Annotated in this window: 30 protein-coding genes and 1 tRNA gene; 17 read left to right on the top strand and 14 right to left on the bottom strand. The window is 56.8% G+C overall.

Features of this window, described 5'->3' with window-relative positions; all coding sequences use genetic code 11:
* Window positions 1–121 (top strand): ATP-binding protein (locus D9K61_RS27350; protein ID WP_216825829.1); only part of this gene is annotated, 121 nt, incomplete at its 5' end.
* A 352-nt stretch (window positions 122–473) separates the two neighbouring features.
* Here D9K61_RS27350 and D9K61_RS17750 read toward each other — a convergent pair.
* Together D9K61_RS17750 and D9K61_RS17745 are read right to left on the bottom strand one after the other, a co-directional pair.
* Window positions 474–549, bottom strand: a tRNA-Ala gene (locus D9K61_RS17750).
* 143 nt (window positions 550–692) lie between these two features.
* Window positions 693–1,019, bottom strand: a complete 327-nt coding sequence (locus tag D9K61_RS17745) for a TIGR02300 family protein (RefSeq protein WP_120634498.1) — start codon at window positions 1,017–1,019, stop codon at window positions 693–695.
* Window positions 1,020–1,119: 100 nt separating this feature from the next.
* Between D9K61_RS17745 and D9K61_RS17740 the strand changes: the two genes are divergently transcribed.
* The 3 genes from D9K61_RS17740 to D9K61_RS17730 all read left to right on the top strand — a co-directional run bounded on the left by D9K61_RS17740 (window position 1,120) and on the right by D9K61_RS17730 (window position 3,737).
* Entirely contained in the window at window positions 1,120–1,815 is a 696-nt protein-coding gene (locus D9K61_RS17740) for a M48 family metallopeptidase (protein WP_254055815.1), read from the top strand.
* A gap of 31 nt (window positions 1,816–1,846) precedes the next feature.
* Window positions 1,847–2,494, top strand: coding sequence for a GntR family transcriptional regulator (locus D9K61_RS17735; protein WP_254055814.1), 648 nt, complete (start codon window positions 1,847–1,849; stop codon window positions 2,492–2,494).
* 112 nt (window positions 2,495–2,606) lie between these two features.
* Entirely contained in the window at window positions 2,607–3,737 is a 1,131-nt protein-coding gene (locus D9K61_RS17730; protein ID WP_120634496.1) for a lytic murein transglycosylase, read from the top strand.
* A 4-nt stretch (window positions 3,738–3,741) separates the two neighbouring features.
* On the opposite strand, the gene D9K61_RS17725 is transcribed toward D9K61_RS17730, so the two are convergent.
* The gene (locus D9K61_RS17725) at window positions 3,742–4,704 is read right to left on the bottom strand and encodes an acetyl-CoA carboxylase carboxyltransferase subunit alpha (protein ID WP_120634495.1); all 963 of its coding nucleotides are present in this window, start codon (window positions 4,702–4,704) and stop codon (window positions 3,742–3,744) included.
* A 124-nt stretch (window positions 4,705–4,828) separates the two neighbouring features.
* Between D9K61_RS17725 and D9K61_RS17720 the strand changes: the two genes are divergently transcribed.
* Window positions 4,829–5,662 (top strand): GyrI-like domain-containing protein, encoded by an 834-nt coding sequence (locus D9K61_RS17720; RefSeq protein WP_120634540.1) that lies wholly within the window; start codon window positions 4,829–4,831, stop codon window positions 5,660–5,662.
* A 1-nt stretch (window position 5,663) separates the two neighbouring features.
* Here D9K61_RS17720 and D9K61_RS17715 read toward each other — a convergent pair whose 3' ends face one another.
* Window positions 5,664–6,260, bottom strand: a complete 597-nt coding sequence (locus D9K61_RS17715) for a LysE family translocator (protein ID WP_120634494.1) — start codon at window positions 6,258–6,260, stop codon at window positions 5,664–5,666.
* Window positions 6,261–6,333: 73 nt separating this feature from the next.
* Between D9K61_RS17715 and D9K61_RS17710 the strand changes: the two genes are divergently transcribed.
* The gene (locus tag D9K61_RS17710; RefSeq protein ID WP_254055813.1) at window positions 6,334–6,786 is read left to right on the top strand and encodes an Lrp/AsnC ligand binding domain-containing protein; all 453 of its coding nucleotides are present in this window, start codon (window positions 6,334–6,336) and stop codon (window positions 6,784–6,786) included.
* A 115-nt stretch (window positions 6,787–6,901) separates the two neighbouring features.
* Window positions 6,902–7,480: a PA14 domain-containing protein gene (locus D9K61_RS17705; protein WP_120634492.1), complete on the top strand. Its 579-nt coding sequence runs from the start codon at window positions 6,902–6,904 to the stop codon at window positions 7,478–7,480.
* Window positions 7,481–7,557: 77 nt separating this feature from the next.
* Here D9K61_RS17705 and D9K61_RS17700 read toward each other — a convergent pair whose 3' ends face one another.
* Window positions 7,558–8,520 carry an L-malyl-CoA/beta-methylmalyl-CoA lyase gene (locus D9K61_RS17700; RefSeq protein WP_120634491.1) on the bottom strand — a complete coding sequence of 321 codons (963 nt, stop codon included), beginning with the start codon at window positions 8,518–8,520 and terminating at the stop codon, window positions 7,558–7,560.
* A gap of 295 nt (window positions 8,521–8,815) precedes the next feature.
* Between D9K61_RS17700 and dgcN the strand changes: the two genes are divergently transcribed.
* The 3 genes from dgcN to D9K61_RS17685 all read left to right on the top strand — a co-directional run bounded on the left by dgcN (window position 8,816) and on the right by D9K61_RS17685 (window position 11,724).
* Window positions 8,816–9,817, top strand: a complete 1,002-nt coding sequence (gene dgcN, locus D9K61_RS17695) for an N-acetyltransferase DgcN (protein ID WP_120634539.1) — start codon at window positions 8,816–8,818, stop codon at window positions 9,815–9,817.
* Between the two features lie 69 nt (window positions 9,818–9,886).
* Entirely contained in the window at window positions 9,887–10,852 is a 966-nt protein-coding gene (dgcA, locus tag D9K61_RS17690) for an N-acetyl-D-Glu racemase DgcA (RefSeq protein WP_120634538.1), read from the top strand.
* Window positions 10,853–10,863: 11 nt separating this feature from the next.
* Window positions 10,864–11,724 (top strand): D-amino-acid transaminase, encoded by an 861-nt coding sequence (locus tag D9K61_RS17685; protein ID WP_120634490.1) that lies wholly within the window; start codon window positions 10,864–10,866, stop codon window positions 11,722–11,724.
* 59 nt (window positions 11,725–11,783) lie between these two features.
* Here the strand turns inward: D9K61_RS17685 and D9K61_RS17680 are convergent, their stop codons facing one another.
* The 3 genes from D9K61_RS17680 to D9K61_RS17670 all read right to left on the bottom strand — a co-directional run bounded on the left by D9K61_RS17680 (window position 11,784) and on the right by D9K61_RS17670 (window position 13,284).
* Entirely contained in the window at window positions 11,784–12,098 is a 315-nt protein-coding gene (locus tag D9K61_RS17680; RefSeq protein ID WP_120634489.1) for a DUF1244 domain-containing protein, read from the bottom strand.
* A gap of 120 nt (window positions 12,099–12,218) precedes the next feature.
* On the bottom strand, window positions 12,219–12,458 hold the full coding sequence (locus D9K61_RS17675) for a DUF6868 family protein (protein WP_120634488.1): 240 nt from the start codon (window positions 12,456–12,458) through the stop codon (window positions 12,219–12,221).
* Window positions 12,459–12,546: 88 nt separating this feature from the next.
* Window positions 12,547–13,284 carry an N-formylglutamate amidohydrolase gene (locus D9K61_RS17670; RefSeq protein ID WP_120634487.1) on the bottom strand — a complete coding sequence of 246 codons (738 nt, stop codon included), beginning with the start codon at window positions 13,282–13,284 and terminating at the stop codon, window positions 12,547–12,549.
* Window positions 13,285–13,402: 118 nt separating this feature from the next.
* Between D9K61_RS17670 and pyk the strand changes: the two genes are divergently transcribed.
* The 6 genes from pyk to D9K61_RS17640 all read left to right on the top strand — a co-directional run bounded on the left by pyk (window position 13,403) and on the right by D9K61_RS17640 (window position 18,789).
* Window positions 13,403–14,848 (top strand): pyruvate kinase, encoded by a 1,446-nt coding sequence (gene pyk, locus D9K61_RS17665; RefSeq protein ID WP_120634486.1) that lies wholly within the window; start codon window positions 13,403–13,405, stop codon window positions 14,846–14,848.
* A 276-nt stretch (window positions 14,849–15,124) separates the two neighbouring features.
* Window positions 15,125–15,562 (top strand): universal stress protein, encoded by a 438-nt coding sequence (locus D9K61_RS17660; RefSeq protein ID WP_120634485.1) that lies wholly within the window; start codon window positions 15,125–15,127, stop codon window positions 15,560–15,562.
* A 14-nt stretch (window positions 15,563–15,576) separates the two neighbouring features.
* Complete coding sequence (locus D9K61_RS17655) at window positions 15,577–17,127, top strand: sodium:alanine symporter family protein (RefSeq protein ID WP_120634537.1); 1,551 nt, start codon at window positions 15,577–15,579, stop codon at window positions 17,125–17,127.
* Window positions 17,128–17,309: 182 nt separating this feature from the next.
* Complete coding sequence (gene rpmI / locus D9K61_RS17650) at window positions 17,310–17,510, top strand: 50S ribosomal protein L35 (protein ID WP_120634484.1); 201 nt, start codon at window positions 17,310–17,312, stop codon at window positions 17,508–17,510.
* Between the two features lie 14 nt (window positions 17,511–17,524).
* Window positions 17,525–17,890, top strand: a complete 366-nt coding sequence (rplT, locus tag D9K61_RS17645; protein ID WP_120634483.1) for a 50S ribosomal protein L20 — start codon at window positions 17,525–17,527, stop codon at window positions 17,888–17,890.
* Between the two features lie 188 nt (window positions 17,891–18,078).
* Window positions 18,079–18,789: a hypothetical protein gene (locus D9K61_RS17640; RefSeq protein WP_120634482.1), complete on the top strand. Its 711-nt coding sequence runs from the start codon at window positions 18,079–18,081 to the stop codon at window positions 18,787–18,789.
* A gap of 14 nt (window positions 18,790–18,803) precedes the next feature.
* Here D9K61_RS17640 and D9K61_RS17635 read toward each other — a convergent pair whose 3' ends face one another.
* Both D9K61_RS17635 and D9K61_RS17630 read right to left on the bottom strand, forming a co-directional pair.
* A complete protein-coding gene (locus D9K61_RS17635) occupies window positions 18,804–19,250 on the bottom strand; it encodes a hypothetical protein (protein ID WP_120634481.1) in 447 nt (148 codons plus the stop codon).
* A gap of 143 nt (window positions 19,251–19,393) precedes the next feature.
* Window positions 19,394–20,785, bottom strand: a complete 1,392-nt coding sequence (locus D9K61_RS17630; protein ID WP_120634480.1) for an aspartate aminotransferase family protein — start codon at window positions 20,783–20,785, stop codon at window positions 19,394–19,396.
* A gap of 221 nt (window positions 20,786–21,006) precedes the next feature.
* Here D9K61_RS17630 and D9K61_RS17625 point away from each other — a divergent pair, with 221 nt between their 5' ends.
* On the top strand, window positions 21,007–22,641 hold the full coding sequence (locus D9K61_RS17625) for an acyl-CoA synthetase (RefSeq protein ID WP_120634479.1): 1,635 nt from the start codon (window positions 21,007–21,009) through the stop codon (window positions 22,639–22,641).
* Here the strand turns inward: D9K61_RS17625 and D9K61_RS17620 are convergent.
* The 4 genes from D9K61_RS17620 to D9K61_RS17605 all read right to left on the bottom strand — a co-directional run bounded on the left by D9K61_RS17620 (window position 22,632) and on the right by D9K61_RS17605 (window position 25,571).
* On the bottom strand, window positions 22,632–22,973 hold the full coding sequence (locus D9K61_RS17620) for a DOPA 4,5-dioxygenase family protein (protein WP_120634536.1): 342 nt from the start codon (window positions 22,971–22,973) through the stop codon (window positions 22,632–22,634). The genes D9K61_RS17625 and D9K61_RS17620 overlap by 10 nt on opposite strands.
* Window positions 22,974–23,106: 133 nt before the next feature.
* On the bottom strand, window positions 23,107–23,745 hold the full coding sequence (gene maiA / locus D9K61_RS17615) for a maleylacetoacetate isomerase (protein ID WP_120634478.1): 639 nt from the start codon (window positions 23,743–23,745) through the stop codon (window positions 23,107–23,109).
* Between the two features lie 12 nt (window positions 23,746–23,757).
* On the bottom strand, window positions 23,758–23,955 hold the full coding sequence (locus tag D9K61_RS17610) for a DUF2783 domain-containing protein (protein WP_120634477.1): 198 nt from the start codon (window positions 23,953–23,955) through the stop codon (window positions 23,758–23,760).
* 5 nt (window positions 23,956–23,960) lie between these two features.
* A complete protein-coding gene (locus tag D9K61_RS17605) occupies window positions 23,961–25,571 on the bottom strand; it encodes an FAD-dependent oxidoreductase (RefSeq protein WP_120634476.1) in 1,611 nt (536 codons plus the stop codon).
* Window positions 25,572–25,663: the final 92 nt, after the last annotated feature.

The raw sequence follows: 25,663 nt of genomic DNA, 5'->3' as shown, positions 1-25,663 counted from the left end.
GTTCGGATCAGAGCGCCTCACCGGTGCCTTGCTCGACCGGCTGACCCACCATGTCAGCATCCTGGAGATGAACGGAGAAAGCTATCGTCTGGCACAGAGCAGGGCTCGGCAGAACTCCTAATACGCGGAAAAGATTGGTCCTGACGGACCAAGACGCCTTGGCAACCGCCAGCTATTTGGGAGCGCGTTTGCCAAGGCGTCGGCCACCCAAGCAATGGACGACTTTTGCTCCGCCCCGTGGCAGAATTTTACTCCGCCGTTGACAATTCTTCTTAACTTAGCTTTCAAAATCTCTGCTCCCAAATGCGGAGACGAGATATAGGCCGATTAGATGATGCATGCACGCCCTCAGAAGCGATGCTACGAAATATTTTTTGGGGGGGGGAGTGATGCAGTCCCGATCACCCAATGCGAAAGGAAAATCCTTCTGCCAAAAAGGAAAAACTATGGGTGGCGGATCATCTGTTAGGTTTTGGTGGAGCCTAGGGGAGTCGAACCCCTGACCTCTTGCATGCCATGCAAGCGCTCTCCCAACTGAGCTAAGGCCCCATACTGGTACCGCATCAGCGGTGGACGGACGTTTATGAGACGGCGCGGATGAGTTCAAGTCCAAAATTGGAATTGCACAAAAAGTTTCCGGGCGCATCGGTCGCGGTTTGGAGCGAGGCGGCAGGGACCGCCTCGCGCCGGATTTAACTTTCGTCTTCCGTCGTCATATCACTGATTTCATCCAACGGTACATCGTCGTTGCTGTCATCATCATCGTCCAGAAGATCATCGTCCAGTTCGACGTCGACCGTATCATCCTCTTCAAGAGTCGCCTCTTCTTCGGATGTGTCTTTGCGCGCCTTGGCCGACGCGGCATCTTCGGCATCTGCCGCGATCATGCGGCTTTTGCCGGTTTCAAGCTCCACGACATCGCCGGTGTAGGGGCTGATGATCGGGTCTTTGTTCAGGTCGTAAAATCGCTTACCGGTGGTCGGGCAAACACGCTTTACGCCCCATTCTTCCTTGGGCATGTCAAATCCCCTTGATATCAGGTGTGTCGTCTAAATGATTCAGCTCACCTGCCACAGGCGGCGGGCACTGTCAAAGCCTTTGCGCAGGAGAAATTGCAATATGGAAGATCACGCACTGCCGGGGAGGCCTCCGGTGCCGCTGACATTGCGAAAGTCAGCGCGCGCGCGGCGCATCAGCTTGCGGATTTCCCAGTTGGATGGGCGGGTTACCCTGACTTACCCGCAAGGTGTTCCCGAATCTGAGGCGCTGAGTTTTGCACGTACCAAGGAGGAGTGGATCAGGCAGCACCTTCAAGAACAGCCCGTTTTGGCAGAGGTTCAAGTCGGACTGATGATCCCTATTGAGGGGGCTGACCGGCGAATCGTGCCTGCATCTGGCCGACGGGTGTTATTGCAGCCCGATGCGGTGGCGGTTCCTGCAGGGGCTGAACCGCGTCGATTGGCTCGTTTTTTGAAAGAACTTGCGCGAGATCGATTAACCGGGGCCTGCGATGACTACGCGGCGATTCTGGGTCGTTCCTACACCAGTCTGAGCCTCCGTGATACGCGGTCGCGGTGGGGGTCATGTAGTTCGCAAGGTGGGCTTATGTTCTCATGGCGATTGATCCTCGCGCCGCCGGAGGTCTTGCACTATGTAGCTGCACATGAGGTGGCACATCTGGCCGAAATGAACCATTCGCCAGCATTCTGGTCGCAGGTCGAGCGAATATTTGGCCCATACGAAAAGCCGCGCCGATGGTTGCGGGACAACGGGGCAGAGTTGCACCGCTACAGGTTTGATGTCTCGCCCGGTTGACCCCGAAGATTTTTGTGATCACATGGCCGCTATGTTAAGTACACGTCCCACTGACAGTCAGCCCGCCACACATGACCGGGTGTATCGCGCCCTTCGATCACGCATTATGCACGGCGAGATTGCCCCGGGTCAGGCGTTGACCTTGCGTGGCATCGGCAAGGAGTTCGGAGTATCGATGACGCCGGCGCGCGAAGCTGTGCGCCGTCTGGTCGCCGAAGGGGCGCTGTTCCTGTCATCGTCCGGGCGTGTGTCGACCCCGGAACTGACCAATGATCGGATCGAGGAACTGGCCGCGTTACGGGCGCTTCTTGAGGTTGAACTGGCCAGCCGGGCTTTGCCACGCGCCCATATTGCTTTGATCGACCGGTTGCAGAGCATCAATATGAACGTCGCAGAGATGGTGACCAAGCGCGATGCCGTTGGATACATTCGTGCCAATCTAGAATTCCACCGGACACTTTATCTGCGCGCGCAAGCCCCCGCGATGCTGGCGATTGCCGAAACGGTGTGGTTGCAACTGGGCCCCACGATGCGCGCGCTTTACGGGCGACTCAGACGCACTGAGCCGCCTCATCATCACAAACTGATCATCGCGGCGCTCAAGGCCGGAGACGAGCCAGGATTGCGGCTGGCGGTGCGTTCAGATGTAACCCAAGGCCTGCGCCTGTTGGTGAGTTGAGCGGCTTGTCGCCGACTTGCCAACCGGCCGCAGGGGAATGCGCACGGTTCTGGTCTGAGAAAGCCGACTGCGCTACGCTGAGGCAAATCACAAACAAGAGCAGATTACAGTCATGATCAATCGACGGACATTTTCTATCGGGCTTGGGTCAAGCCTGCTGGCCGCCTGTACAGATGGCACAGTGCCATCCAGCGCGCCAGCATCGCGCATGCGACCGGTTCCCAATGCGGGCTGGGATGCGTGGGTGGCAAATTTCAAAGGGCGCGCTGCGTCTCAGGGAATTTCCCAAACCACGATCGACCGCGCTTTTGCCGGGGCAGGGTATCTGCCCGACGTGATTGAGCGTGACCGCAATCAGGTCGAATTCAAACGCTCGCTGGAAGACTATTTGGCAATCGCAGCCTCGGATGAACGCATCAGCACAGGTCAGCAGATGCTGCAGCGTTACGGCCCTGTTTTGTCGCAGATCGAGTCGCAATATGGCGTCGACAAAGAAGTGGTCGTTGCCGTCTGGGGTCTTGAGAGCCGTTATGGCGCGCGGCGTGGTGATGTTCCTGTGGTCTCGGCACTGTCGACATTGGCCTATGACGGTCGGCGTGGTCAGTTCTTTGAAAGCCAGTTGGTTGCGGCGATGAAAATTCTGCAGAATGGCGATACAACACCAGCCAATATGACTGGCAGCTGGGCCGGCGCCATGGGGCATACTCAGTTCATCCCAACCTCATACCTCGCCTATGCGGTTGATTTCACCGGGGACGGGCGGCGGGATATCTGGTCAGAGGACCCGACGGATTCGCTGGCGTCAACAGCCGCTTACCTTTCGCGTGCCGGTTGGGTGCGTGGGCAGCCCTGGGGAGGAGAGGCCGGGACGGTGTCCGGAACTCCCGTGGCTGTGCTGCAGCCACAGACACCCGGGCCGCGGATTGCCGTGTTCCGCAATTTTCAGGTGATTAAACGCTACAACAACTCGGACAGCTACGCGATTGGCGTCGGGCATTTGTCAGACCGAATTGCGGGTGGCGCGCCGTTTAAGGCGTCATTCGGGCCTGATGCAACCGGCCTGTCACTGAAAGATCGCAAAGAACTGCAACGACGTCTGACGTCTGCAGGATATGACACACAAGGCGCGGATGGTGTGATCGGCAAGAACACCGAAGCTGCGATCAGCGCGTATCAGCGCGCCAATGGTTTGTCGGTAACCGGAGATCCGTCTGTTGCGCTGCTGCGCCAGCTGGGTGGTTGACGGCTTAGGCCGCCAACCCTTTGGAGCCGATATCCAGAAACTTCTGACGGCGGTCCTTGATCAGGGCCGCCGAATCTTTGCCGTCCAGCTCTTTCAGCATCGCGGCGATGGCGGCTCGTACCGATTCAACCGCTGCTTCACGATCCCGATGCGCGCCGCCTTTGGGTTCAGTAATGATCCGGTCGCAAACGCCTAGCTTGTGCAGGTCCTGAGCGGTCAGACGTAGCGCTTCGGCCGCCTCGCGCATCTTCTCGGAATCTTTCCACAGGATCGAGGCGCAGCCTTCAGGTGAAATTACCGAGTACACCGAATGCTCCAGCATCGCGACGCGGTTGGCTGTGGCAAAGGCGACGGCACCGCCTGACCCACCTTCACCGATGATCACGGAAACCAGTGGCACACCGATCTTCAGGCACATTTCTGTCGACCGTGCGATGGCTTCGGACTGGCCACGTTCTTCTGCACCTTTGCCGGGATACGCGCCCGCTGTGTCTATCAGCGTGATCACCGGCAAGCCAAAGCGACTGGCCATTTCCATCAGTCGTACAGCCTTGCGATACCCTTCGGGGCGCGCCATGCCAAAGTTGCGTTCGATCCGCGATTTTGTGTCCGAGCCCTTTTCGTGCCCGATCACCATCACCGGTTGATCGTCGAACCGCGCCAGACCACCGATCACCGCCAGATCGTCAGCAAAGTTTCGGTCGCCCGCCAAAGGAGTAAATTCAGTGAACAGCGCATCGACATAGTTGTTGCAATGCGGGCGCTCTGGGTGGCGTGCCACCTGACATTTCCGCCAGGGGGTCAGATCGGCATAAAGCTCGTCCAGCAGTTTGGCGGCCTTGGTATCCAGCGCGGCAGCTTCTTCGGCCACGTCCATCTCTTCATTGGCGCGGGCCAGCGCACGCAATTCCTCGGCTTTGCCTTCGATCTCGGCCAGCGGTTTTTCGAAATCCAGATACTGGGTCATGACGCCTCTCAACGCGGAAGTTCCCTGCTATATGACCAAAGGTCGCCCGGGATGCAACTCAGCAAGATTTGTGGGTTGGGAATATGCGACTTCGGTAGGGCAAGCAGACGAAAGGGATATCCTTATGGCCACAAGCTATGAAGACCGCGTATTGCGCGTATTGGCCTATATCCATGACAACCCCGCAGGGGACCTGTCTTTGGACACGCTGGCGGATGTCGCAGCTATGTCGCGGTTTCACTGGCATCGTGTTTTTCGCGCGCTCACCGGTGAAACCTGTGCGCAATCCGTGCGGCGTTTGCGGTTGCACCGCGCCGCCATCTGGCTGGTGCAATCGGACAAGCCAGTTGCACAGGTCGCGGTCGCGGTCGGTTATCCCAATCTAAAGTCTTTTGCGCGGGCCTTTTCCGAGGCCTACGGCAGAAGCCCCACAGCCTTTCGCAAGGCCGGGCAGTTTCTGCCAGCCAACCCACATTTCAAAACCGGAGAATATCCAATGCATCCCGTTACAACACGTACCGAGCCAGCCCGCCGCGTTATCGCCCTGCCGCACAAAGGGGCCTATGGCGAAATCGGCAAAAGCTTTGAGGCCTTTGGCGCCCTGTGCGAGTCGCGCCAGCTGTGGTCCAAGGTTGGCCCGGTGATTGGTCTGTATCTCGACAGTCCTGATACTGTTCCCGAAGATCAGCTGCGCAGCTATGCGGGGGCCGAGTACCGGGGGGACGCCACGCCTGACGGGATGGATGACCTTCAGATCCCCGGAGGGAAAACGGCAGTGCTGACGTTCAAAGGACCGTATTCCGGCCTTCACGCCGCCTATCACAGTTTGTTTGGCAACTGGCTTCCGGCATCGGGCGAAGAACCGGCAGACCAACCGTGTTACGAGATCTACCTGAACGACCCTCGTGAAACCCCGCCAGAAGACCTGTTGACTGAAATCTGCCTGCCGTTGAAATGACTTAAGTCGGCCAGAGGACTGGATACAGCGAGGCCACGAGCAACGCTGCCATGGTCCAGTTAAACACCAGTAACCGGCGCGGATTGGTCAGGATCCGCGCCATCTGTTGCCCCAGCAACGTCCACGTGCTGACGGATGGCAAGTTGATCGCGCCAAATACCAGAGCTACGACCACAATAGCGTTAAGCGTCTGATCAGGTGTGTAAGCTGTTGTCGCTGTCAACGCCATCGCCCAGGCCTTTGGATTGACCCATTGAAAGGCTGCGGCCTGCAGAAACGTCATTGGTGTGCCTGACAGATCTTGTCCCCGCGCCGGTGCGGCATGTGCGATCTTCCACGCGAGATAAAGCAGGTATGCGACTGATGCGACCTTGAGGATGGTGTAGCTTAGGGGATACCGGTCGAACACCTGAACCAGACCGGCTCCGACCAGTAAGACCATGAATGTAAACCCGAGACCAATTCCTAGCATATGCGGGATTGTCCGGCGGAACCCAAAATTTGCGCCTGACGCCATCAACATCAGGTTGTTCGGTCCCGGTGTGATCGAGGACACGAATGCGAAGGTGATCAGGGCCAGCAAAATGTCATAAGTCATAAAGTGGATAATTGCCGCTTTGATGGTAAATGAAATTGCGTTTTCGTGCGCGCTTGCATATTTTCTGCAACTAATGGTGAAAATTGATCGAATAAACCACGAAATATTGCGAGAGCTTTCTCTGGATGGGCGTATCAGCAATCTGGAACTTGCAGATCGCGTTGGGCTGTCCCCGTCCGCCTGCCTGCGCCGTGTGCAAGAGCTGGAGCGGGCTGGTGTGATCAGCGGCTACCGGGCGGTCTTGAACCCGGCGGCACTGGGCGTTGGGTTTGTCGCCTATATCGGTGTCGGTCTGGGGGAGCATACCAAAGCGGCGCAAGAGGGGTTCGAACGCGCGCTGCAGCGGGCACCTGAAGTGGTCGAGTGTCATAACATCACTGGCACCATCGAATATCTGCTACGGGTCGAATGCGCTGACCTGCCATCTTATAAAACATTCCATACCGAGGTGCTGGGAACCCTGCCGCATGTCACCTCAATTACGTCTTATGTGGTGATGGGATCACCCAAGGATTTGCGGGCCTGACGGTGAAATTGTGAACTTTCACGCTCTTGCAGGGTAAAAACTCACGTCCTAGTGTCATCTCAATGACGTCGCCATTGGAACCAATCCAAAGAATAGGGCGCACAGGGAGACAAATATGAATTACGTTCGAACCGGGGCGATGGCTCTTGCCATTGCGCTCATTGCCAGCGCTTCAATTTCCGCGCCTCTGAAACTGCAACCTGCGAGCCCGCAACCCAGCCCTAAGGCAGGGCTGGATGTGAAATACGCGTGGGAGGGGAACCCGCCGCGGAAAATTCAAAACCTGTCCAAAGTGAAGCATCTTCTGAAAAAGGCAAAAGCCGGACCACCTTTGAAGGGTTTGGATTATCGCGATACTGAAGATGGCGACCCAGTCCTTACGTTTAACAAGGCCTACAACGTTGCTGCCGATATTTCCGGGTATATCCGTTTCGACGCGGCGGGCGTCTATGAACTCGAGACGTGGTCGAATGATGGGCTCGAAGCGTGGATTGGTGGGCAGCAGATTGGGTATGTGAACGGGCGACAGCCGTGCGAAGCCAATCAACGGACCGAGGTCGAAGTTCCGCAAGCCGGATGGTACCCTTTGAAGATCAAGTATTTTCAGAAATACGGATCGTCATGCCTGATGATGAAATGGGGTAAGCAGGGCGAGCGCTTCACCTGGACGCCGAACGACGTGTTCGGCCGCTGAAATCAAAAAGACAGTCCATTAGAAACAAAAAAGGCGCCATCACGGCGCCTTTTGCGTTTTTTGATGTTGTCTGTGACTTAGCCGTTCGACGCGATCAATTCAGCCTGGGCAACGATAACCTCGGCCTGCTTGATTGATGCGATGTCGACCAGCCGGCCCTTGTAGACAGTTGCGCCTTCACCATTGGCTTTGGCTTGTTCCATGGCGGCCAGGATTTCACGGGCCTCTGACACGGCCTCATCCGATGGGGTAAAGACCTGATTGGCCAGCGCGATCTGCTTGGGGTGAATAGCCCACTTTCCGACCATGCCCAACGTTGCCGAGCGTTTGGCCTGCGCGATGTAGCCGTCATGATCCGAAAAGTCGCCAAACGGGCCGTCTACAGGCAGTACACCATGCGTACGACAGGCGGCGACGATTGCGGCCTGCGCCCAATGCCATGGATCGGACCAGTGCTTTTCGCCTTCGCGCAGCATATAGTAGTTTTCCTGCGTACCGCCGATACCGGTGGTTTGCATGCCCATCGAAGCGGCGAAATCGGCGGCCCCCAGGCTCATCGCTTGCATCCGGGGGGATGATGCTGCGATTTCTTCGACATGCGCGACGCCAGCTGCGGATTCGATGATGACCTCGAACGAGATCGGTTTGGTCCGCCCCTTGGCGCGCTCGATCGCTGTGACCAGCGCGTCAACTGCATAGACATCCGCCGCGCACCCGACCTTTGGGATCATGATCTGATCCAGACGGTCTCCGGCTTGTTCCAGCACATCGACCACGTCGCGGTACCAGTAAGGCGTGTCCAACCCGTTGATGCGCACGGACATGTATTTGTCGCCCCAATCGACGGTGTTTAACGCCTCGATCACATTGGCGCGGGCGGTATCCTTGTCCGACGGGGCCACCGAGTCCTCAAGATCCAGATTGATCACATCCGCGGCCGATGCCGCCATCTTAGGAAACAGCTTGGTGTTCGAACCGGGACCAAACAATTGGCAGCGATTGGGCCGAGCCGGTGCGGCAGGTTGGATGCGGAAACTCATCTGGACCTCACGTGAGTAATGAAATTGCGATTTTCTTGCTCAATGAGGTATTAAATTGCGCAGAGTAGCGCAAGCATCATTGTGCAAGTGCGGCAATGCAGGCGCAGAATGTACGTCAATTAGGTTGGAAACAAGCGATGAAAGTTTAATCAGTTTGAAAACTTCGAAGATTTTCGCGTGAATTCCGAAAAATGAGCAAGAATGTCGCGTGCGAATATCGGGCAATCATTTAAAACGCGAAATGCTCGTCTTGTTGCTTCTCTAGCTTATGCCAGAATCAAAGGAGTGCACCGCAATGATCGATACACCGTATCTGCTGTTTTTGGGCGATGCGCCCGACCAATTGGCGGCCAAAGTGGCTATTGGCATCAAGGACTGGCGCCCGGAAAATGCTGTCGGGCAATACCGGATGGATGGGTGCAAGGCAGACCTGGGCCTGACCGACATGACCCTGGCCGAGGCGCGCGACGCCGGTGCCAAGACGCTGGTTATCGGTGTGGCCAACCGGGGTGGCGTGATCAGTCAGGAATGGAAAAAGGTTCTGGTGATGGCGCTGGAGGAAGGTTTCGATCTGGCGTCCGGTTTGCATAACTTGCTGCGTGACGAACCCGATCTGGTCGCCGTGGCCGAAGCAACCGGCCGCAAGTTGCACGATGTCCGTGTGCCCGAAGTCGAATACCCGATCGCCAATGGCATCAAACGCAAAGGCAAGCGCTGTCTCGCCGTGGGTACCGATTGCTCGGTTGGCAAGATGTACACGGCCATGGCGATGGATGCCGAGATGCGCAAGCGGGGCATGAAGTCCACCTTCCGCGCCACCGGTCAGACCGGCATTCTGATCACTGGTGACGGTGTCCCATTGGACGCGGTGATCGCGGATTTCATGGCCGGTTCGGTCGAATGGTTGACGCCGGACAATGACAACGACCACTGGGACCTGATCGAAGGGCAGGGGTCGCTGTTCCACGTGTCTTATTCCGGCGTGACCATGGCGCTGATCCATGGTGGTCAACCGGATGCGTTGATCCTGTCCCACGAGCCTACCCGTGAACACATGCGCGGATTGCCAACCTATCAGCTGCCGTCGCTTGCAACTCTTCGGGATACGGCGTTGGCACTGGCCAAGGTTGCGAACCCAGAGTGTCAGGTCGTTGGCATCTCGGTCAACACCCAGCATATGAGCGAAGCAGATGCCAGTGCTTATCTGGCAAAGGTTGAGGCAGAAATGGGTCTGCCTGCGACTGATCCGTTCCGCTTTGGCTCGGGCAAGCTGGTCGACGCGTTGGCGGCACTGTAAGAGGCTCGAGTGTTGAGCGACCAATATGATGGTCGCCCGACACCCGATCAGGCAAACAAGGGAACAAGCATGCAGATTGATGTTTCGCGGGATGTATTCCGGCTGGCACAGGTTTTTACCATTTCCCGTGGGTCACGAACCCAGGCCGAAGTCCTGACGGTACGCCTGTCTGACGGTACGCATCAGGGCTGGGGCGAGTGTGTTCCCTATGCCCGTTACGATGAAACGCTGGCATCGGTCGAGGCCGAGATTGCAGGTCTGCCCGCGGATTTTACACGCGAAAGTCTGATGGATCTGCTGTCTGCAGGTGCAGCCCGCAATGCGGTTGATTGCGCGCTGTGGGATCTGGAGTGCAAACAAGCAGGCAAACGGGCATGGGAACTGGCGGGCCTTCCGGTACCGGGCCCCGAGATTACAGCTTACACCTTGTCTTTGGACACACCCGAGGCCATGCGCGCTCAGGCTGCCCAAAATGCGTTCCGCCCCCTGCTGAAGATCAAGCTGGGAACGCCCGATGACATGCCCCGGCTCGAGGCCGTGCGCGCCGGTGCCCCGGACGCGACCATCATCATCGATGCCAACGAAGGCTGGTCAGCCGAGGTTTACGCCGATCTGGCCCCGCATCTGGTGCGGCTTGGCGTTGCGCTGGTCGAGCAACCTCTGCCCGCTGGGGGCGACGACGCCCTGATCGGGATGGAGCGACCGGTGCCGGTTTGCGCAGATGAATCCTGTCATGACCCGTCAAGCCTCCCGGCCCTCAAGGGCAAATACGATGTGGTCAATATCAAGCTCGACAAAACCGGCGGCCTGACCGAGGCGCTTCAACTGCGGGCGGCTGCGCTGGCCGAGGGGTATCGCGTCATGGTTGGATGTATGGTCGGCAGCTCACTGGCCATGGCGCCTGCGACATTGCTGGCGCATGGTGCGATGGTAACGGACCTTGACGGCCCGCTTCTGTTGGCCGAAGACCGCAACACCCCGCTGACTTTTGATGATGCCGGAGTGCACCCACCCGAAGTGGCGCTCTGGGGCTGAGGAGACAAGACATGACCCGCACCGTTTACGTGAATGGCGAATACCTGCCTGAGGCTGAGGCCAAGATTTCGATCTTTGATCGGGGCTTTCTGATGGCGGATGCCGTTTACGAAGTCACCAGCGTTCTGGACAGAAAGCTGATCGATTTTGAAGGTCACGCGGTCCGGCTGAAACGGTCTTTGGACGAATTGGATATGGCTGCGCCGTGCAGCAAAGAGGATCTGCTGATCATTCACCGCAAGCTGGTAGAGCTGAACGACATCGAAGAGGGGATGATTTACCTTCAGGTCACGCGTGGAAGCGACGGTGACCGAGATTTTGTGTACCCGTCCGATGACACTAAACCAACCATCGTTTTGTTCACTCAGAACAAGCCTGGACTGGCGGATAGCCCAGCTTCCCGCAAAGGCGCCAAGATTATCTCAATTGATGATATCCGGTGGGGTCGCCGCGACATCAAAACGGTTCAACTGCTCTATCCTTCGATGGGCAAGATGATGGCGAAAAAGGCTGGCGCGGATGATGCGTGGATGATCGAAGATGGCTACGTGACCGAAGGCACCAGCAACAACGCTTACTTCGTCAAGAATGGTAAAATCGTTACTCGTCCATTGTCGACCGACATCTTGCACGGCATCACCCGCAAGGCGGTGCTGCGCATGGCGGCTGAGGCACAGATGGAAATCGAAGAGCGCCTGTTTACCATTGACGAGGCGAAGGAGGCGGATGAGGCCTTCACCACCTCGGCCAGCGCGTTCGTGATGCCGGTAGTCGAAATTGACGGTGTGCAGCTGGGTGACGGAACACCGGGTCGGATCGCCAAACGTCTGCGTGAGATTTATCTGGACGAAAGCCGAAAAGCCGCAATCTGAGGGCAAAGACGCAAAAAGCCCGCCAGACCGGCGGGCTTTCAATACATCAACGCGGTAAACTAGTCTTTCTTACCCACGTTTTCTTCAAAAGCGACGTCGAATGCGGCCTTTTTCTCGGGGCTGGCGTCAGTCTGATAGTTGGTTTTCCACTCATCCATCGTCATGCCGTAGAAACTCTGACGGGCCTCATCCTTACCCATCTCGATGCCTTTTTCGTTGGCCGCTTCCTGATACCAACGCGACAGGCAGTTTCGGCAGAAACCGGTCAGGTTCATCATGTCGATGTTTTGCACATCCGTCCGGTCCTGCATCAGGTGTTTTTGCAACCGGCGGAAGGCAGCGGCCTGAAGTTCGATTTCGGTTTGCTGATCCATGGTTGGGCTCCGACTGGTTAGCGTGTTCAACTTGACTGACCTAGCAATCCCCGGGCCGTGTTACAATAAACAGCATTGCCGCGCGGGGGGGGGGGGCGAGGATAATTGTCAGTGACTACCTCAGGCGAGGTGCAGCGCCAGCCATGGCATCAGACAGAACACAATAATCAGGATCTTGTAGTTTGCCAGATATCGGAAGTACGCCTTTTTGACGTCCGTTTTTTCCATCTGAAACATGCGGCCATGAACGCCAGCGATCCAGTCCTGCAAGATCACGATCATCAGGGTGGTAAACAATAAAACGGCAATGTTGAGAACGGTCATCCAGCCGAAAACACTTGTCAGGAATTCCTGTGTCATCTTCGCCTCCTTCGCCCTAATAATATGGGAATTGAGGGGCAGCCTCACAATAGCGTGAGGCTTAAAGTGGCCGCTACTGGCCCTTATGTCACAGGCAGCTATCTGCCAGGGCGTCTTGCAGAATCTTGGCCAGTCGTTCCGCCCATTCGCGTTGCCCATGGTGATCCGCGATCAGGTCATTGCGCAATTCAATCAGCGCGTTGGCACGCCCGTGTACCGTGCAATGCCTGTCTATCGCATCACCGGGCAGCACGCCTGTATAAGGCTCGTTCACGCCAATACACAGATCACCTTCGGCCTTTAACAGGTTGATCAACGGATCCGCGAAACGCTCGTCCGAAGTGTGCAATACACCGACATGCCACGGGCGCGGGTCACGTCCACGGAGTTGCCGTGTGAATGAGTGCATGGACACGATCACGGCATGGGGCAGGGCCGCCATACGTTCCAAAGCTTGATGGTAGGGGCGGTAGCACATGTTCAGTCGCCGCTCGCGCTCGGCCCCATCAGCATGACGATTACCCGGAATGATCGAGCCATCGTAAAGCTTCATCAACAGCGTTGGATCATCCTCACCTCGGTTCGGATCGATCACCAGACGCGAGAAGTTGGCCGCAATGACAGGGGCGTTAAGGATCTCGCCCAGATGTTTCGAAACCTCGTAAGCCCCGACATCATAGGCGATGTGACGCTCCATATCTTCGCGGGGCAGGCCCAGATCTCCGCCGTTGATTTCTGGGGGGACCGTGTTTGTTGCGTGGTCGCATGTGATCAACCAGCGGGACGGGCGATCCTCGCCGTGCGTAAAGAATGGGGTGTACGTCATGTGCCTGTCATCAAGTTTGCCGCAGGTGTAGTGCAGTTGCCTCAGAAAGGGAATTGCGCAATAAGCACCCTAAACGCTGTTTGCGGTAACATTGAGAGATCTAGGAGAGCAACCACCAATGCGACGCCTGAGAAATGTAAAAATCGTGGCGACGCTGGGACCGGCGTCTAATGATTATGACACCATCCGCGCTCTGCACGAGGCTGGGGCCGATGTGTTTCGTCTGAACATGAGCCATGGCAGTCATGATGAAATCCGCGAACGGCATCGCATTATTCGGCAGGTCGAAAAAGATCTCGATAGTCCGATCGCCATTCTGGCCGATCTTCAGGGTCCCAAGCTGCGTGTGGGTGTGTTCGCCACGGACGCGGAAGAGCTGGAAGAGGGCGCCTCATTTCGCCTGGATCTGGACTCTGCTGCAGGGGACAGTGCCCGAGTTTGCCTGCCACACCCCGAGATTTTTGCGGCTCTCGAGCCTGGCTCGCGTCTGCTGGTCAATGATGGCAAGATACGCCTGTTCGTGCAGGAGTGTGGTCAGGACTTTGCCAATTGCAGTGTGGAAGTCGGTGGCACAATATCGAACCGCAAGGGCGTGAACGTTCCGGATGTCGTTCTGCCGCTGGCCGCGCTTTCGGCCAAGGATCGCGATGATCTGGAATTTGTCTGCCAACTGGGCGTTGACTGGCTGGCGCTGAGCTTTGTGCAGCGTGCCAAGGATGTGTTCGAAGCTCGTGCGCTGGCTGATGGCCGCGCTGCCATCCTGTCCAAGATCGAAAAACCTGCGGCGGTCGAAGCGTTTGACGATATCCTCGCCGCGTCAGACGGGATCATGGTCGCCCGCGGAGATCTTGGTGTTGAATTGCCGGTTTCGGCTGTTCCCCCGATCCAGAAACGTTTGGTTCGACGCTGTCGTGGTGCCGCCAAGCCTGTAATCGTTGCCACGCAAATGCTGGAAAGCATGATTGAAAGCCCGATGCCCACGCGAGCCGAAGTCTCGGACGTGGCAACCGCGATCTACGAGGGGACCGACGCCATCATGCTCAGCGCTGAATCTGCGGCTGGCTCATATCCGATCGAGGCTGTGCAGACCATGAACAAGGTCGCGATCGAGGTTGAGGCTGATCCGACCTATACCCAGATCATCGCGGCCTCGCGCAGCGCCAAGGGAACCACTGTAGCGGATGGTATCGTCGCGGCTGCCCGTGAAATTGCCGAGAAAACGGACATCAAGGCGATCTGTTGTTTTACTCAAAGCGGGACAACGGCGTCGCTGACCGCGCGCGAACGACCCGGTGTGCCGATCATCGCCATGACCTCACAAAAAGGGACGGCGCGCAGATTGTGCCTTAGTTGGGGATGCAACTGCGTGATGACGCCCGAGTTGGAGCGGTTCAAAAGTGCCGTTGTGAATGCAGCCCGCGCAGCCCGCGCAGGTGGATTTGCCACCGAAACCGATCAGATCGTTGTGACAGCAGGTGTGCCCTTCAACGTGCCCGGCTCGACGAACATCTTGCGCGTCGCCCCTTGTGACGAGCGCCTGATTTACAGCACAGATCCGGAGTAAACGGAGCCAAGACCCCGACTGATTTGAGAGATTCTGGCAGCGGCTTCATCAGGTTTTACACCTTGTGACGCCGCTGCTGTCGTTTCTGACATTCAAAAAAGCACTAATTTTCAGCATTTTACGACACTTATGGGTGAATTCGGCAAAATGAGTTTCCTTTTCAGGTAGAATTTCTTGATAAATGACCTAAGGGCAGTCAAAGCCAAATGTTCCAAGTTCCGGCTGCTCTGCCGGGGGCACGGGCCCCGGTAAAATTAACAATAATGGAGGAACGAGATGACAACAAAGATTGTCATAGGACTGGACGGGACAGAAACCGGAGAACGCGCGATCGCATTTGCCAAAGACTTGGCCAAGCGGATCGGGACATGCGAACTTCTGGTTGCATATGTAATCGAATGGTCCCCCTACACTTTCCAAACACCGGAAGAAAACGCACAGCGTCACAAGCGGCGCGAAGAAGAGGTTGATCTGGCGACGACACGCATCGTCACGCCGGCTGTTGACGCTCTGAAAGCAGCTGGATTTGAAGCGCATGGAATAGTGCGTCACGGAGACGTGGCGGAAACGCTGAATTCCATAACGGTTGAGAATGGCGGTGTACAAATTGTCGTTGGCCGGGCTTCGGCGGATGGGTTCAAGAAACGTCTGTTCGGCAGCTCGACACAAAATCTGGTGATGCACGCAGATGTTCCGGTCACGGTTGTGAATTGAGGGGAGGCAGAATGATGAAATCTCTAAAACACTATAGTCTTCCTGCGGTTGCGGCCTTTATGGCCACGTCCGCATCCGCGCAAGAAGCGCCGGGGTTGGATGAAAAAATCAATCAGGCGTTTGCCGATCTGACTGGACCTTTCGTCAGCTTCATATTTGCGCCCCTGCCGGGAACCAGTTTCCCGTGGATCGTGATGTGGTTGGTGATCGCGGCGTCGGTTTTCACGCTGTATTTCGCGTTCGTGCAGGCGCGGTTTTTCAGCCATGCGATCAGCTTGGTGAAAGGTGACTATTCCGATCCCAATGATGCGGGTGAGGTCAGTCACTTCCAGGCGCTTGCTACAGCGTTGTCCGGCACAGTCGGTTTAGGCAACATTGCCGGTGTGGCGGTGGCCGTCGGGATCGGTGGGCCGGGCGCAACATTCTGGATGATCCTTGCGGGTCTTCTTGGGATGGCGTCAAAATTCACCGAGTGTACGCTGGGTGTTAAATACCGAAATGAATACGAAGACGGCACGGTTTCGGGTGGCCCGATGTACTACATGTCCAAAGGGTTCAGTGAATTGGGCCTGCCGGGTGGTAAGATACTGGCGGTCCTGTTCTCGATCTTCTGTATTCTGGGCGCGCTGGGCGGGGGCAACATGTTCCAGGCCAACCAGGCGCATCAGCAGATCGCAGGCATTGTCGGCGACTATCCGGGCTGGATTACCGGAATCGTCTTTGCAGCCGTGGTGTTCATGGTCATCGTCGGTGGTCTGAAATCAATCGCACGCGTGACCGAGAAAGTCGTACCTTTCATGGGTATCCTGTATGTGCTCGCCGCGTTGGTCATCATCATCATGAATGCTGACATGATCGGTTGGGCCTTTGGCCAGATCTTTGCTGGTGCCTTCACCGGTCTGGGTGTTGCAGGCGGCATGGTCGGAGCGCTGATTCAGGGCTTCAAACGTGCGGCGTTCTCGAACGAGGCGGGCGTTGGCTCGGCTGCGATTGCGCACTCGGCGGTTCGGACCAAAGAACCGATCACCGAAGGCTTTGTGTCCCTGTTGGAGCCGTTCATCGACACTGTGGTGATCTGCACAATGACCGCTCTGGTCATCATCATCACCCAACAGTTGATCATTGATCCGGAAACCGGCAACTACATGCTGAACGAAGCGGGCACAGCCATCGCAACTGTTGACGGAAACTCGGGTGTCAGTCTGACCTCGGCCGCCTTCGGCAGTGCGTTCAGCTGGTTCCCGTATATCCTCGCGATCGCGGTGATCCTGTTTGCCTTCTCCACCATGATCAGCTGGTCCTACTATGGCCTCAAGGCCTGGACCTATCTGTTCGGCGAAGGCCACACCAAGGAACTGGTGTTCAAGGTCATCTTCTGCATTTTCGTGGTCATCGGTGCCGCCGCCAATCTTGGCCCGGTCATCGACTTCTCGGATGCGGCGATCTTCGCGATGGCGGTTGTGAACGTCTTTGCGCTCTACTTCCTGATGAAAGTGGTGCGACAGGAGCTTGCATCCTATAGCGAGCGGCTGAAAAGCGGTGAAATCCGCAAATTCGGCCACTAATCAACACCACCGGGGCGGCGCACGTCGCCCCGGTGCCTGACCGACCTGCAAAAACCGCAGATTCTGGTCCAAACCCCCTTGCCAGTATGACCGAACTTGCGTAAACGGCGCTTCTGATCGCGTGACCGGCCAATGTGGCATGCCGAGTCGCGTTTTGTACCGAACCCCGAAAGGAGACGGAAATGCCTAAGATGAAGACAAAGTCGAGCGCCAAGAAGCGCTTTAAGGTGACTGCGACCGGTAAGGTCCTTGCTGGCCAGGCCGGCAAACGTCACGGCATGATCAAGCGGACCAAGAAATTCATCCGCGATGCCCGTGGCAACACCACCCTGTCCGCCCCCGACGCCAAGATCGTCAAGGGCTTCATGCCCTACGACCGTTAAGAGGAGATTTAGAGATGTCCCGCGTTAAAGGTGGAACCGTAACCCACGCTCGTCACAAGAAGATCATCAAGGCCGCAAAAGGCTACTATGGTCGTCGTAAAAGCACCTTCAAGGTTGCCTCTCAGGCCGTCGACAAGGCCAACCAGTACGCAACCCGTGACCGCAAGAACCGCAAGCGCAACTTCCGCGCGTTGTGGATCCAGCGGATCAACGCTGCTGTGCGTAGCCATGACGAAGCACTGACATATTCCCGCTTCATCAACGGCCTGACATTGGCCGGTATTGAAGTGGATCGCAAAGTCCTGGCCGACCTGGCCGTGCACGAACCAGAAGCGTTCGGCGCGATCGTCGCCCAGGCACAGGCAGCTCTGACCGCCTGATCCTCTGCAAAGAGACAGTGAATGAAGGGCCGTCCCGTATGGGGCGGCTTTTTTTGTATCAAAAAAGTGGTAACTTGCGATCGATTGCCGCAAGACACCAAGGTGAGGGAAACCGCCCTAGTAAAAACACTTTTTAGATGCAGATCTTTCTACATAGAACCAAATAGTTGAGCGCAGGATTTCAAGATATGGCTTTCATCAAAGAGTTTGCAAAAACAGCTGTCGCCACCGCGTTAATCTCCGTCAGCTTTTCAACGACCGTGTTCGCGCAGGAACAAGCGGCCGGGATCGAAGCACCTGACGTCATAAAAGAGACCTTTGATGGCGAAGATCAGTCCTTAATGCTTGGCGGGCAGATCTTTTTCAATCCGACAAAGTCGCAATGGGTGATCTACGTCTCAGATGGAGACCTAGTGATGGAAAACCGTAAAAACCCGCAAAGTCTTCACTATAACGATATCGCCTGGGTCAAATTTCCGGATGCAGATTCCGTAGAGCCCACCGAGGATCTTCTGATTTCGGCACTTGTAGAAAGCCAGAACGATGCGAAAGGCGGTGCGGGAATTCTTGTGGGCAGCGGTAAGTTGGGACGGTATCTGGCACTATCAGTTGACGGGCAAGGACGCTTCCATGTCCTCCAGAAAGACGGGCGCCAACTGCGCGCCGTGCATAGTGCCGAACATGAAGCAATCAAGACGGATGGTCCGAACTTGCTGAGCTTTCAAGTGCGTGGTCCGCATGTATTGTTCTACGCGAACGGAGCGAAACTTATTCAGGTACCCTTTTCGAAGCGGTCAACAAATTCCCGCAATTCCAATGGGGGAACGGGCATTGGTCTGGCGGCATTTGGCACAGGTACATTCCGTTTTGAAGAGGTCGAAATCTCGCGCCCCAATTAATGATCCGTTACAATCTACTTACCTTCCTTCTTCACCAATTGTGCTGCAAAGGCGACCCCGGTTTCCGGACCAGCATAGGTGACCATAAGCACGTCATCCACATAGACCCCGTTGAAAATACCTGAAGACACATCATCGCCCGATATCCCGGCCTCGGCCAAAACAAAGCGCGTGGGGTCATCCAGGCTGAAGGTGCCCATTGCCTCTTCGACGATCCACTCCTTGTCACCGATCCGCCGCCAGCGGTTGGTGGCGGTGATCAGGTTGCCGTCCAGCTTCGTGATTTCCAGCTCCATCTCGGTCTGCAGCAGACCTTTATCGTGGTTTGGGTTCGATTTGGCGAAGGCCACCAGATAGGTGCCGGTCCAGGTGCCGATGATCTGCGGAAAGCCGCTGCCGTCATCAGCAGAGGCCGGAGCGGCGATGGCAAGGATGAGGGCTGCGACGAGATTGCGTAACATCGAGAGGGTCTCCTGCGTCAGGATGTGGTGGTTGCAGGCTATCCGAGTTCGGGAAATTGGCAAACTCTCGTGTTTCAACGAAAAACCGGCGCAGGTGGCGCCGGTTTTGATAATTTCTACAGGGCAGGTGCCCAGGTATCAGATCAGCTAAACACCCGGCCCAACGCGCCGTCGACTGCATCGGTGATCTGGTCGATGTCATCCGCCGTCGCGATCAAAGCTGGCGAGAAGCACAACGTGTTGTTGCGGCTGGGGATCGAGCGGTTGGTAACGCCGATGATCACGCCCTGCGCCATGCAATCCGCAACAACGGCCTGTGCCAGCTTCTCATCCACCGGTTCCTTGGTCGAACGGTCCGCGACAAGCTCGGCCCCAAGGAACAAGCCTTTGCCGCGTACGTCGCCAATAACCTTGTGCTTTTCCATCAGTGCCTGCAGGTTCGCTGTCATGCGGTCGCCCATGTCGACGCAATTGCCCAGCAGGTTTTCGTCTTCGATGATCCGCATGTTTTCGATCGCGGCCGCTGGACCGGCGGTGCAGCCGCCAAAGGTCGAGATATCGCGGAAATAGTTCATCGGGTCGCTGGTGTCGTCCTTGAACATGTCAAAGACTTCCTCGGTGGTGACCATGCATGCAATCGCGGCATAGCCTGAGGCAACGCCTTTGGCCATGGTCACGAAATCGGGCTTGATACCATACTGCTGATAGCCGAACCAGGTGCCGGTACGGCCAACGCCGCAAACGACCTCATCAATATGCAGCAGGATATCGTATTTCTTGCAGATCTCCTGTACGCGCGGCCAATACCCTTCTGGCGCTTCGATCACACCGCCACCGGCGGTGACCGGCTCAAGGCACAATGCGCCAACCGTCTCGGGGCCTTCACGCAGGATCACCTCTTCGATCTGATTGGCCGCCCATTCACCAAAGTTCTCAACAGGCGCGCCATCCAGCTCGTGCTTACGATACTCCATGCAATGGGGCACCCGCACGAAACCCGGCGCGAAGGGGCCATATTGCGCGTTACGCTCGTCTTGCCCACCCGCCGACATGGTCGCCAGAGTCGATCCGTGGTAATCGCGATCGCGATACAGGATCTTGGTCTTTTTGCCACCATAGCGCTTGTGCGCGATCTGGCGGATCATCTTGAAGGCTTTCTCGTTCGCCTCAGAGCCTGAGTTCGTATAATAAACCCGGCTCATGCCTGGCATCTTTTCGATCAGCTTTTCGGCAAACAGGGCACCGGGGATCGAGCCGGCTGAATTGGCGAAGTAACACAGCTTCATCAACTGGTCGTACACCGCCTTACAGATCGATTCGCGGCCATAGCCCACGTTCACAGTCCAGACCCCGCCCGAGACCGCATCCAGATGCTCTTTGCCCTTCTGATCCCAGACACGCATGCCTTTGCCTTCGACAATGATGCGCGGATCATTGGTTTCAAAGGGTTTATGCTGGATCAGGTGGTGCCAGATATGGGCGCGATCGGCCTCGACCACGCGGGAAAGATCGTTTTCGTTGAACGTGCCGTCCATGACATGTCCTTTCAATGAGATGCGGTGCGCGGGAGATGGACTGACCATGTCCCTGCATGTGTTTAAGATGCTTCAGATCACCGCGAAAGACCGGATGTAGATAGGGCCAGATCACATCATCCCGTATCGCCAGTCGGCGCGAGCGACGTATTTCTACGGGTTTGTCAGACGGGTGACTTTATGCTCAAGTCGCGTGCACTGCGATTACGGAGGATCCGCGGATGACTGCCCCAAACATCTACGAACGTCATTTGGATAAATGCCGCGCAAACTACACGCCTCTGTCGCCGCTCAGTTTTATTGAGCGCACCGCGCAGGTGTATCGGGATTACCCGTCGGTGGTGTATGGGGTTCGCAGATACACTTGGGCAGATACCTATGCCCGCTGCCGTCGGCTGGCCAGCGCCTTGGCCGCGCGGGGCATAGGGCAGGGTGATACGGTTTCGATCATCGCCGCCAATATCCCCGAAATGTATGAGGCGCATTTTGGGGTTCCCATGGCAGGCGCGGTTCTGAATGCGATCAACACGCGATTGGATGCGCCGGTCATCGCTTTCATTCTGAACCATGCAGAGGCCAAGGTGCTAATCGTCGACCCCGAGTTTTCGGAAGTCGTCAAAGAGGCCCTAAAGCAGGTCGAGCGTGACCTTCTGGTCATCGATATCGAAGATCCCAGCTTTGATGGCGGCGTGCGTCTGGGGGACCTGACCTTTGACGCATTGCTGAGCGAGGGAGACCCGGAGTTCCAGTGGTCCCTACCTGCGGATGAATGGGACGCGATCACTCTGAATTACACGTCGGGAACAACCGGTAACCCAAAGGGCGTGGTCTATCACCATCGTGGGGCCACGCTGAATGCGCAGTCGGACATTCTGGACTGGGATATGCCCAAGCATTCTGTCTACCTGTGGACGCTGCCGATGTTTCACTGCAATGGCTGGTGCTTTCCTTGGGCCATGGCGGCCAACGCGGGGGTCTCGGTCTGTTTGCGTGCGGTGCGGGCCGAACCAATCTATGCGGCATTCCGGGATGAACAGGTTACCCATTTTTGCGGCGCGCCAATCGTTTTGAACATGCTTGCCCATGCGCCAGATCACCTCAAGGATTTCGACCACCAGATCAAGGTGATGACCGCCGGTGCGCCGCCGCCTGCTGCGGTAATCGAAGCGATGGAGGCGATGGGTATCGAGGTGACCCATGTCTACGGGCTGACCGAAACCTACGGCCCATCGGTCGTGTGTGCATGGAAAGAAGAATGGGATGGCAAGACCGCCGAAGAAAGGGCCGGTCTCAAAGTGCGGCAGGGGGTCAGATACACGGCCTTGTCTGGGCTGATGGTAGCCGACCCGGAAACCTTGGATCCGGTGCCCGCCGATGGCGAAACCATGGGTGAGATATTCATGCAGGGCAACGTGGTGATGAAAGGGTATCTGAAAAACCCCGAGGCTACGGATGGCGCCTTTTCTGGCGGCTGGTTTGCCTCTGGTGATTTGGGTGTGATGCATCCCGATGGCTACATCGCTTTGAAAGACCGGTCCAAAGACATCATCATCTCGGGGGGGGAGAATATTTCATCTGTCGAGATTGAAGGTGTGTTGTACAAACACCCCGCCGTGATGGAGGCCGCAGTCGTGGCCCGGCCGGATGAGAAGTGGGGCGAAACGCCTTGTGCGTTTGTCGAACTCAAACCAGATGCCTCAGTCACCGAAGCAGAGCTGATCGTCTTTTGCCGGGACAACATGGCCCATTTCAAAGCGCCAAAATCGGTGGTGTTCGGAACCTTGCCCAAGACGTCAACGGGCAAGGTCCAGAAATTCGTCCTGCGAGATCAGGCGCGCGCCCTGATTCAGGCGTGAGCCTTGTCAAAAATGGATAGATCCAAGTCCAGCATCTCGCCCATCCAGATTGCGCGATCACGGTGATCTGCAAGATGATCACCGGTTTCCGGATGAGTGAAGATCGTCAACCCTTGTCGGTTTAGCATCAGCCATGGAATGACCTGATCAAACGCGCCTGCCGCAAAGCCCAGCTGGCAACTCCAGCGCGGATGCGGTCCTACATTCCGCGTGTGCATCCGTCCCATTTGGACGGGAAAAAGGCGCGCCATCTCTTCGCAGACCTGTTGCGCTGTCGCTTGCGTGTCTGCGTCGAAATAGACATGTGCATGGTAACCGGTGATTTCTGGCATCTGAACCTCATTTTGCATTGGAACAATGCTACGTCCAACCGACGCTCTGGACTACCCGCACGTGCACACAGGGTCTGTGCTGAGCGCCACGAACCGAGTCACCGGAAGGCTTTGGAAAACGTATTTGTTCTGGCTAGTCTGACGCGTGCTGGTCAGGATGGGCTGCAGCAAAGGCCGGATGATCGCTGCAGGCGGCCTCGACAGCCAACAGGTGTGGCATGTGTGACAGATCAACCTCCCAACGCCGCGCGTTGTAAAGCTGAGGAACCAGGCACAGATCGGCCAGCCCGGGTTGCGCGCCTGTGCAATAAGGCGCTTGCTTGAACCCGGCCAGCAGTGCTTCGAACGCCTTCAGTCCCGGGTGAATAAAGTGCCGCATCCACGCGCCGGGCATGTCGGTGGCATCCGCGCTGAGCGTGGTCGCATGTTTGGCGACGGCAAGATTGCAGATCGGGTGTATATCGACCGCTAAGGACTGGGCCAGCGCCTGTGCTTTGGCGCGATCAGCCGGGTCTTCGGGCAACAGGTTTAGCTGCCGTGTGCGGTCCAGATATTCAATGATGGCTAAAGATTGTGTCAATTTCAGCCCGTCAATCTCCAGAACAGGGACCAGACATTGCGGGTTGCGCGATCGATGCGCGTCGCCCTTTTGGTCTCCGCTGACCAGATCCACGACAACTGCGTCGTATGTGATCCCGGCCAAATTCAGAGCAATCCGGACCCGGTAGCTGGCCGAGGATCTCCAAAAATCATAAAGAACGGTTTTGTTCACGCGGTGCCCTCGCTAAGTTGTCTTCAGTCGTGCCGCGTCGATCGCTTGGGCCAGAACCGCGTTGTCGCCGATGTGATTGGCAAGAACCAGAACCAGCCGCGCGTTCAACGCGTCACTGTCGACTTTAGCCATGTGATCATGCGCCGCCAACAACTCCGCATAGAAGTCATCCGCCTTCTCGATATTCGGGGTGAGGATCAGATCAGCCATGTCGGTTACTCCTTCCCACTGGCCCGGCGGATCGCATGCCGGAACGCGTTTTCTTCATAGGTGCCGCGCCGCGCAGCCACATGCTGATCCGGGCGGATCAAATAGACCGCGCTTGGCGCATCGCCCAGATAGCGCCGTTTAAGCGCCAGCGTCATGTCATCCTTGACCGACAGCGCCAACCGCCTGACTTCGGTCTCGTCTTCTTGCAGCATGCCCGGCGCATCGGCGTCAATAGTCAGCAGGGTGAACTGTCCGGCCAGTTTGGGCAAAAGAAAATCGTCGCCCAAAGGTACGTCAGGACAGGTCGAGCCGGGGCGCGTTTGCGCGGGCCCATCCAGCGCATCGGCCGAATTCAGGGAGGACCCGTCATATGTGCAAGGCTCGCTCAGCCGGCCCGAGTTTACCATGGGGCGGGCAAATTCGTAGTGCTCGCTCAGGTCCAGAACCGCATCCCTTAGCACGCGGGACATATCGGATTTCGGCGTGATGAAATCGGTCGAGCGGCCGGATTTTCGGATGTTTTCGTCCGCGCCCTGTATGCGTTCGAAATCATAGCTGTCCAGCAAGCTTTCGGGCGCGTCGCCATCCAGCACCAGTTTGAGTTTCCAGCACAGGTTGTCGATGTCCTGCAGGCCGGAGTTTGCCCCCCGTGCCCCAAATGGGCTGACCTGATGTGCGCTGTCTCCGGCAAATATCGCGCGACCGCGTCTAAAGCTCTCCATGCGGCGGCATTGGAACGTATAGATCGAGACCCATTCAAGCTGAAACTCGACATCTTCACCTAGCATCTCTTTTAGGCGCGGGATCACATTCTCAGGGCGTTTCTCGCTCTCTTTGTCGATGTCCCAGCCCAGTTGCAGGTCGATACGCCAGACATTGTCCGGCTGCTTGTGCAACAGGGCTGATTGCCCCCGATTAAATGGGGGGTCGAACCAAAACCAACGTTCAGATGGAAAGTCCGCCTCCATGATCACATCCGCGATCAGGAAATTGTCTTCAAACACCCGCCCGTCAAAATCGATCCCCAACATCCGCCGCGTGGGCGACTTGGCACCGTCGCAGGCAATCAACCAATCGGCCTCGACCGTATAGGGGCCTTCTGGGGTTTCGACCTCCAACCGGACATGATCGTCATGCGTGCCGATAGCCTCGACCTTGTTGCGCCCGTGTATTTGAACCGGCGCGCCTTCGGCCTGCAATGCGCGCAGCCGGTTCATCAGGACGTTTTCAAGATAGTATTGCTGCAGATTAATAAAGGCCGGGTTGGCAAAACCTTCGTCAGGTTGCAGATTGAACTCATAGATCTGGCGGTCGTCAAAAAACACTTTGCCACGGTCCCAGCGCACACCTTTTTCCAAAAGGTTTTGCCCACACCCGAGCCGATCAGCAATATCCAACGTGCGCTGGGAAAAGCAGATGGCACGGCTTCCGAAACTAACTTTGTCATCGTCGTCCAGGACCACAACCTCGACATCTTGCTGCGCCAGATCGATGGCTGCTGCCAGACCCACCGGCCCGGCACCGATCACAATCACCTTGTGTCGAACAGGTGTCGCAGCGTCCTGATCCGGACTGCGTTCATAAGCATAAAGTGGAACTTCGAAAATCTTATTCATGGGCTTTCCCCCAAGCAGATGCGCGAAAGGTCGCTTTTCAGTTCCGCTGGCAGCTAGCACCAGCGGTCTTGAGCTTATGGTTTCACCGATTT

This window comes from Ruegeria sp. EL01 (genome assembly GCF_900313035.1).
Taxonomy (GTDB): Bacteria; Pseudomonadota; Alphaproteobacteria; order Rhodobacterales; family Rhodobacteraceae; genus Ruegeria.
The sequence above is the reverse complement of the archived record's forward strand: the minus strand, read 5'-3'. Positions and strand labels throughout refer to the sequence as shown.

Excerpts from the sequence above, each read along its gene's own strand:
- D9K61_RS17745 (WP_120634498.1), bottom strand. The coding sequence starts at position 1,019 with ATGCCCAAGGAAGAATGGGGCGTAAAGCGTGTTTGCCCGACCACCGGT.
- D9K61_RS17740 (WP_254055815.1), top strand. The coding sequence starts at position 1,120 with ATGGAAGATCACGCACTGCCGGGGAGGCCTCCGGTGCCGCTGACATTG.
- D9K61_RS17735 (WP_254055814.1), top strand. The coding sequence starts at position 1,847 with ATGTTAAGTACACGTCCCACTGACAGTCAGCCCGCCACACATGACCGG.
- D9K61_RS17730 (WP_120634496.1), top strand. The coding sequence starts at position 2,607 with ATGATCAATCGACGGACATTTTCTATCGGGCTTGGGTCAAGCCTGCTG.
- D9K61_RS17725 (WP_120634495.1), bottom strand. The coding sequence starts at position 4,704 with ATGACCCAGTATCTGGATTTCGAAAAACCGCTGGCCGAGATCGAAGGC.
- D9K61_RS17720 (WP_120634540.1), top strand. The coding sequence starts at position 4,829 with ATGGCCACAAGCTATGAAGACCGCGTATTGCGCGTATTGGCCTATATC.
- D9K61_RS17715 (WP_120634494.1), bottom strand. The coding sequence starts at position 6,260 with ATGACTTATGACATTTTGCTGGCCCTGATCACCTTCGCATTCGTGTCC.
- D9K61_RS17710 (WP_254055813.1), top strand. The coding sequence starts at position 6,334 with ATGGTGAAAATTGATCGAATAAACCACGAAATATTGCGAGAGCTTTCT.
- D9K61_RS17705 (WP_120634492.1), top strand. The coding sequence starts at position 6,902 with ATGAATTACGTTCGAACCGGGGCGATGGCTCTTGCCATTGCGCTCATT.
- D9K61_RS17700 (WP_120634491.1), bottom strand. The coding sequence starts at position 8,520 with ATGAGTTTCCGCATCCAACCTGCCGCACCGGCTCGGCCCAATCGCTGC.
- dgcN (WP_120634539.1), top strand. The coding sequence starts at position 8,816 with ATGATCGATACACCGTATCTGCTGTTTTTGGGCGATGCGCCCGACCAA.
- dgcA (WP_120634538.1), top strand. The coding sequence starts at position 9,887 with ATGCAGATTGATGTTTCGCGGGATGTATTCCGGCTGGCACAGGTTTTT.
- D9K61_RS17685 (WP_120634490.1), top strand. The coding sequence starts at position 10,864 with ATGACCCGCACCGTTTACGTGAATGGCGAATACCTGCCTGAGGCTGAG.
- D9K61_RS17680 (WP_120634489.1), bottom strand. The coding sequence starts at position 12,098 with ATGGATCAGCAAACCGAAATCGAACTTCAGGCCGCTGCCTTCCGCCGG.
- D9K61_RS17675 (WP_120634488.1), bottom strand. The coding sequence starts at position 12,458 with ATGACACAGGAATTCCTGACAAGTGTTTTCGGCTGGATGACCGTTCTC.
- D9K61_RS17670 (WP_120634487.1), bottom strand. The coding sequence starts at position 13,284 with ATGACGTACACCCCATTCTTTACGCACGGCGAGGATCGCCCGTCCCGC.
- pyk (WP_120634486.1), top strand. The coding sequence starts at position 13,403 with ATGCGACGCCTGAGAAATGTAAAAATCGTGGCGACGCTGGGACCGGCG.
- D9K61_RS17660 (WP_120634485.1), top strand. The coding sequence starts at position 15,125 with ATGACAACAAAGATTGTCATAGGACTGGACGGGACAGAAACCGGAGAA.
- D9K61_RS17655 (WP_120634537.1), top strand. The coding sequence starts at position 15,577 with ATGAAATCTCTAAAACACTATAGTCTTCCTGCGGTTGCGGCCTTTATG.
- rpmI (WP_120634484.1), top strand. The coding sequence starts at position 17,310 with ATGCCTAAGATGAAGACAAAGTCGAGCGCCAAGAAGCGCTTTAAGGTG.
- rplT (WP_120634483.1), top strand. The coding sequence starts at position 17,525 with ATGTCCCGCGTTAAAGGTGGAACCGTAACCCACGCTCGTCACAAGAAG.
- D9K61_RS17640 (WP_120634482.1), top strand. The coding sequence starts at position 18,079 with ATGGCTTTCATCAAAGAGTTTGCAAAAACAGCTGTCGCCACCGCGTTA.
- D9K61_RS17635 (WP_120634481.1), bottom strand. The coding sequence starts at position 19,250 with ATGTTACGCAATCTCGTCGCAGCCCTCATCCTTGCCATCGCCGCTCCG.
- D9K61_RS17630 (WP_120634480.1), bottom strand. The coding sequence starts at position 20,785 with ATGGACGGCACGTTCAACGAAAACGATCTTTCCCGCGTGGTCGAGGCC.
- D9K61_RS17625 (WP_120634479.1), top strand. The coding sequence starts at position 21,007 with ATGACTGCCCCAAACATCTACGAACGTCATTTGGATAAATGCCGCGCA.
- D9K61_RS17620 (WP_120634536.1), bottom strand. The coding sequence starts at position 22,973 with ATGCCAGAAATCACCGGTTACCATGCACATGTCTATTTCGACGCAGAC.
- D9K61_RS17610 (WP_120634477.1), bottom strand. The coding sequence starts at position 23,955 with ATGGCTGATCTGATCCTCACCCCGAATATCGAGAAGGCGGATGACTTC.
- D9K61_RS17605 (WP_120634476.1), bottom strand. The coding sequence starts at position 25,571 with ATGAATAAGATTTTCGAAGTTCCACTTTATGCTTATGAACGCAGTCCG.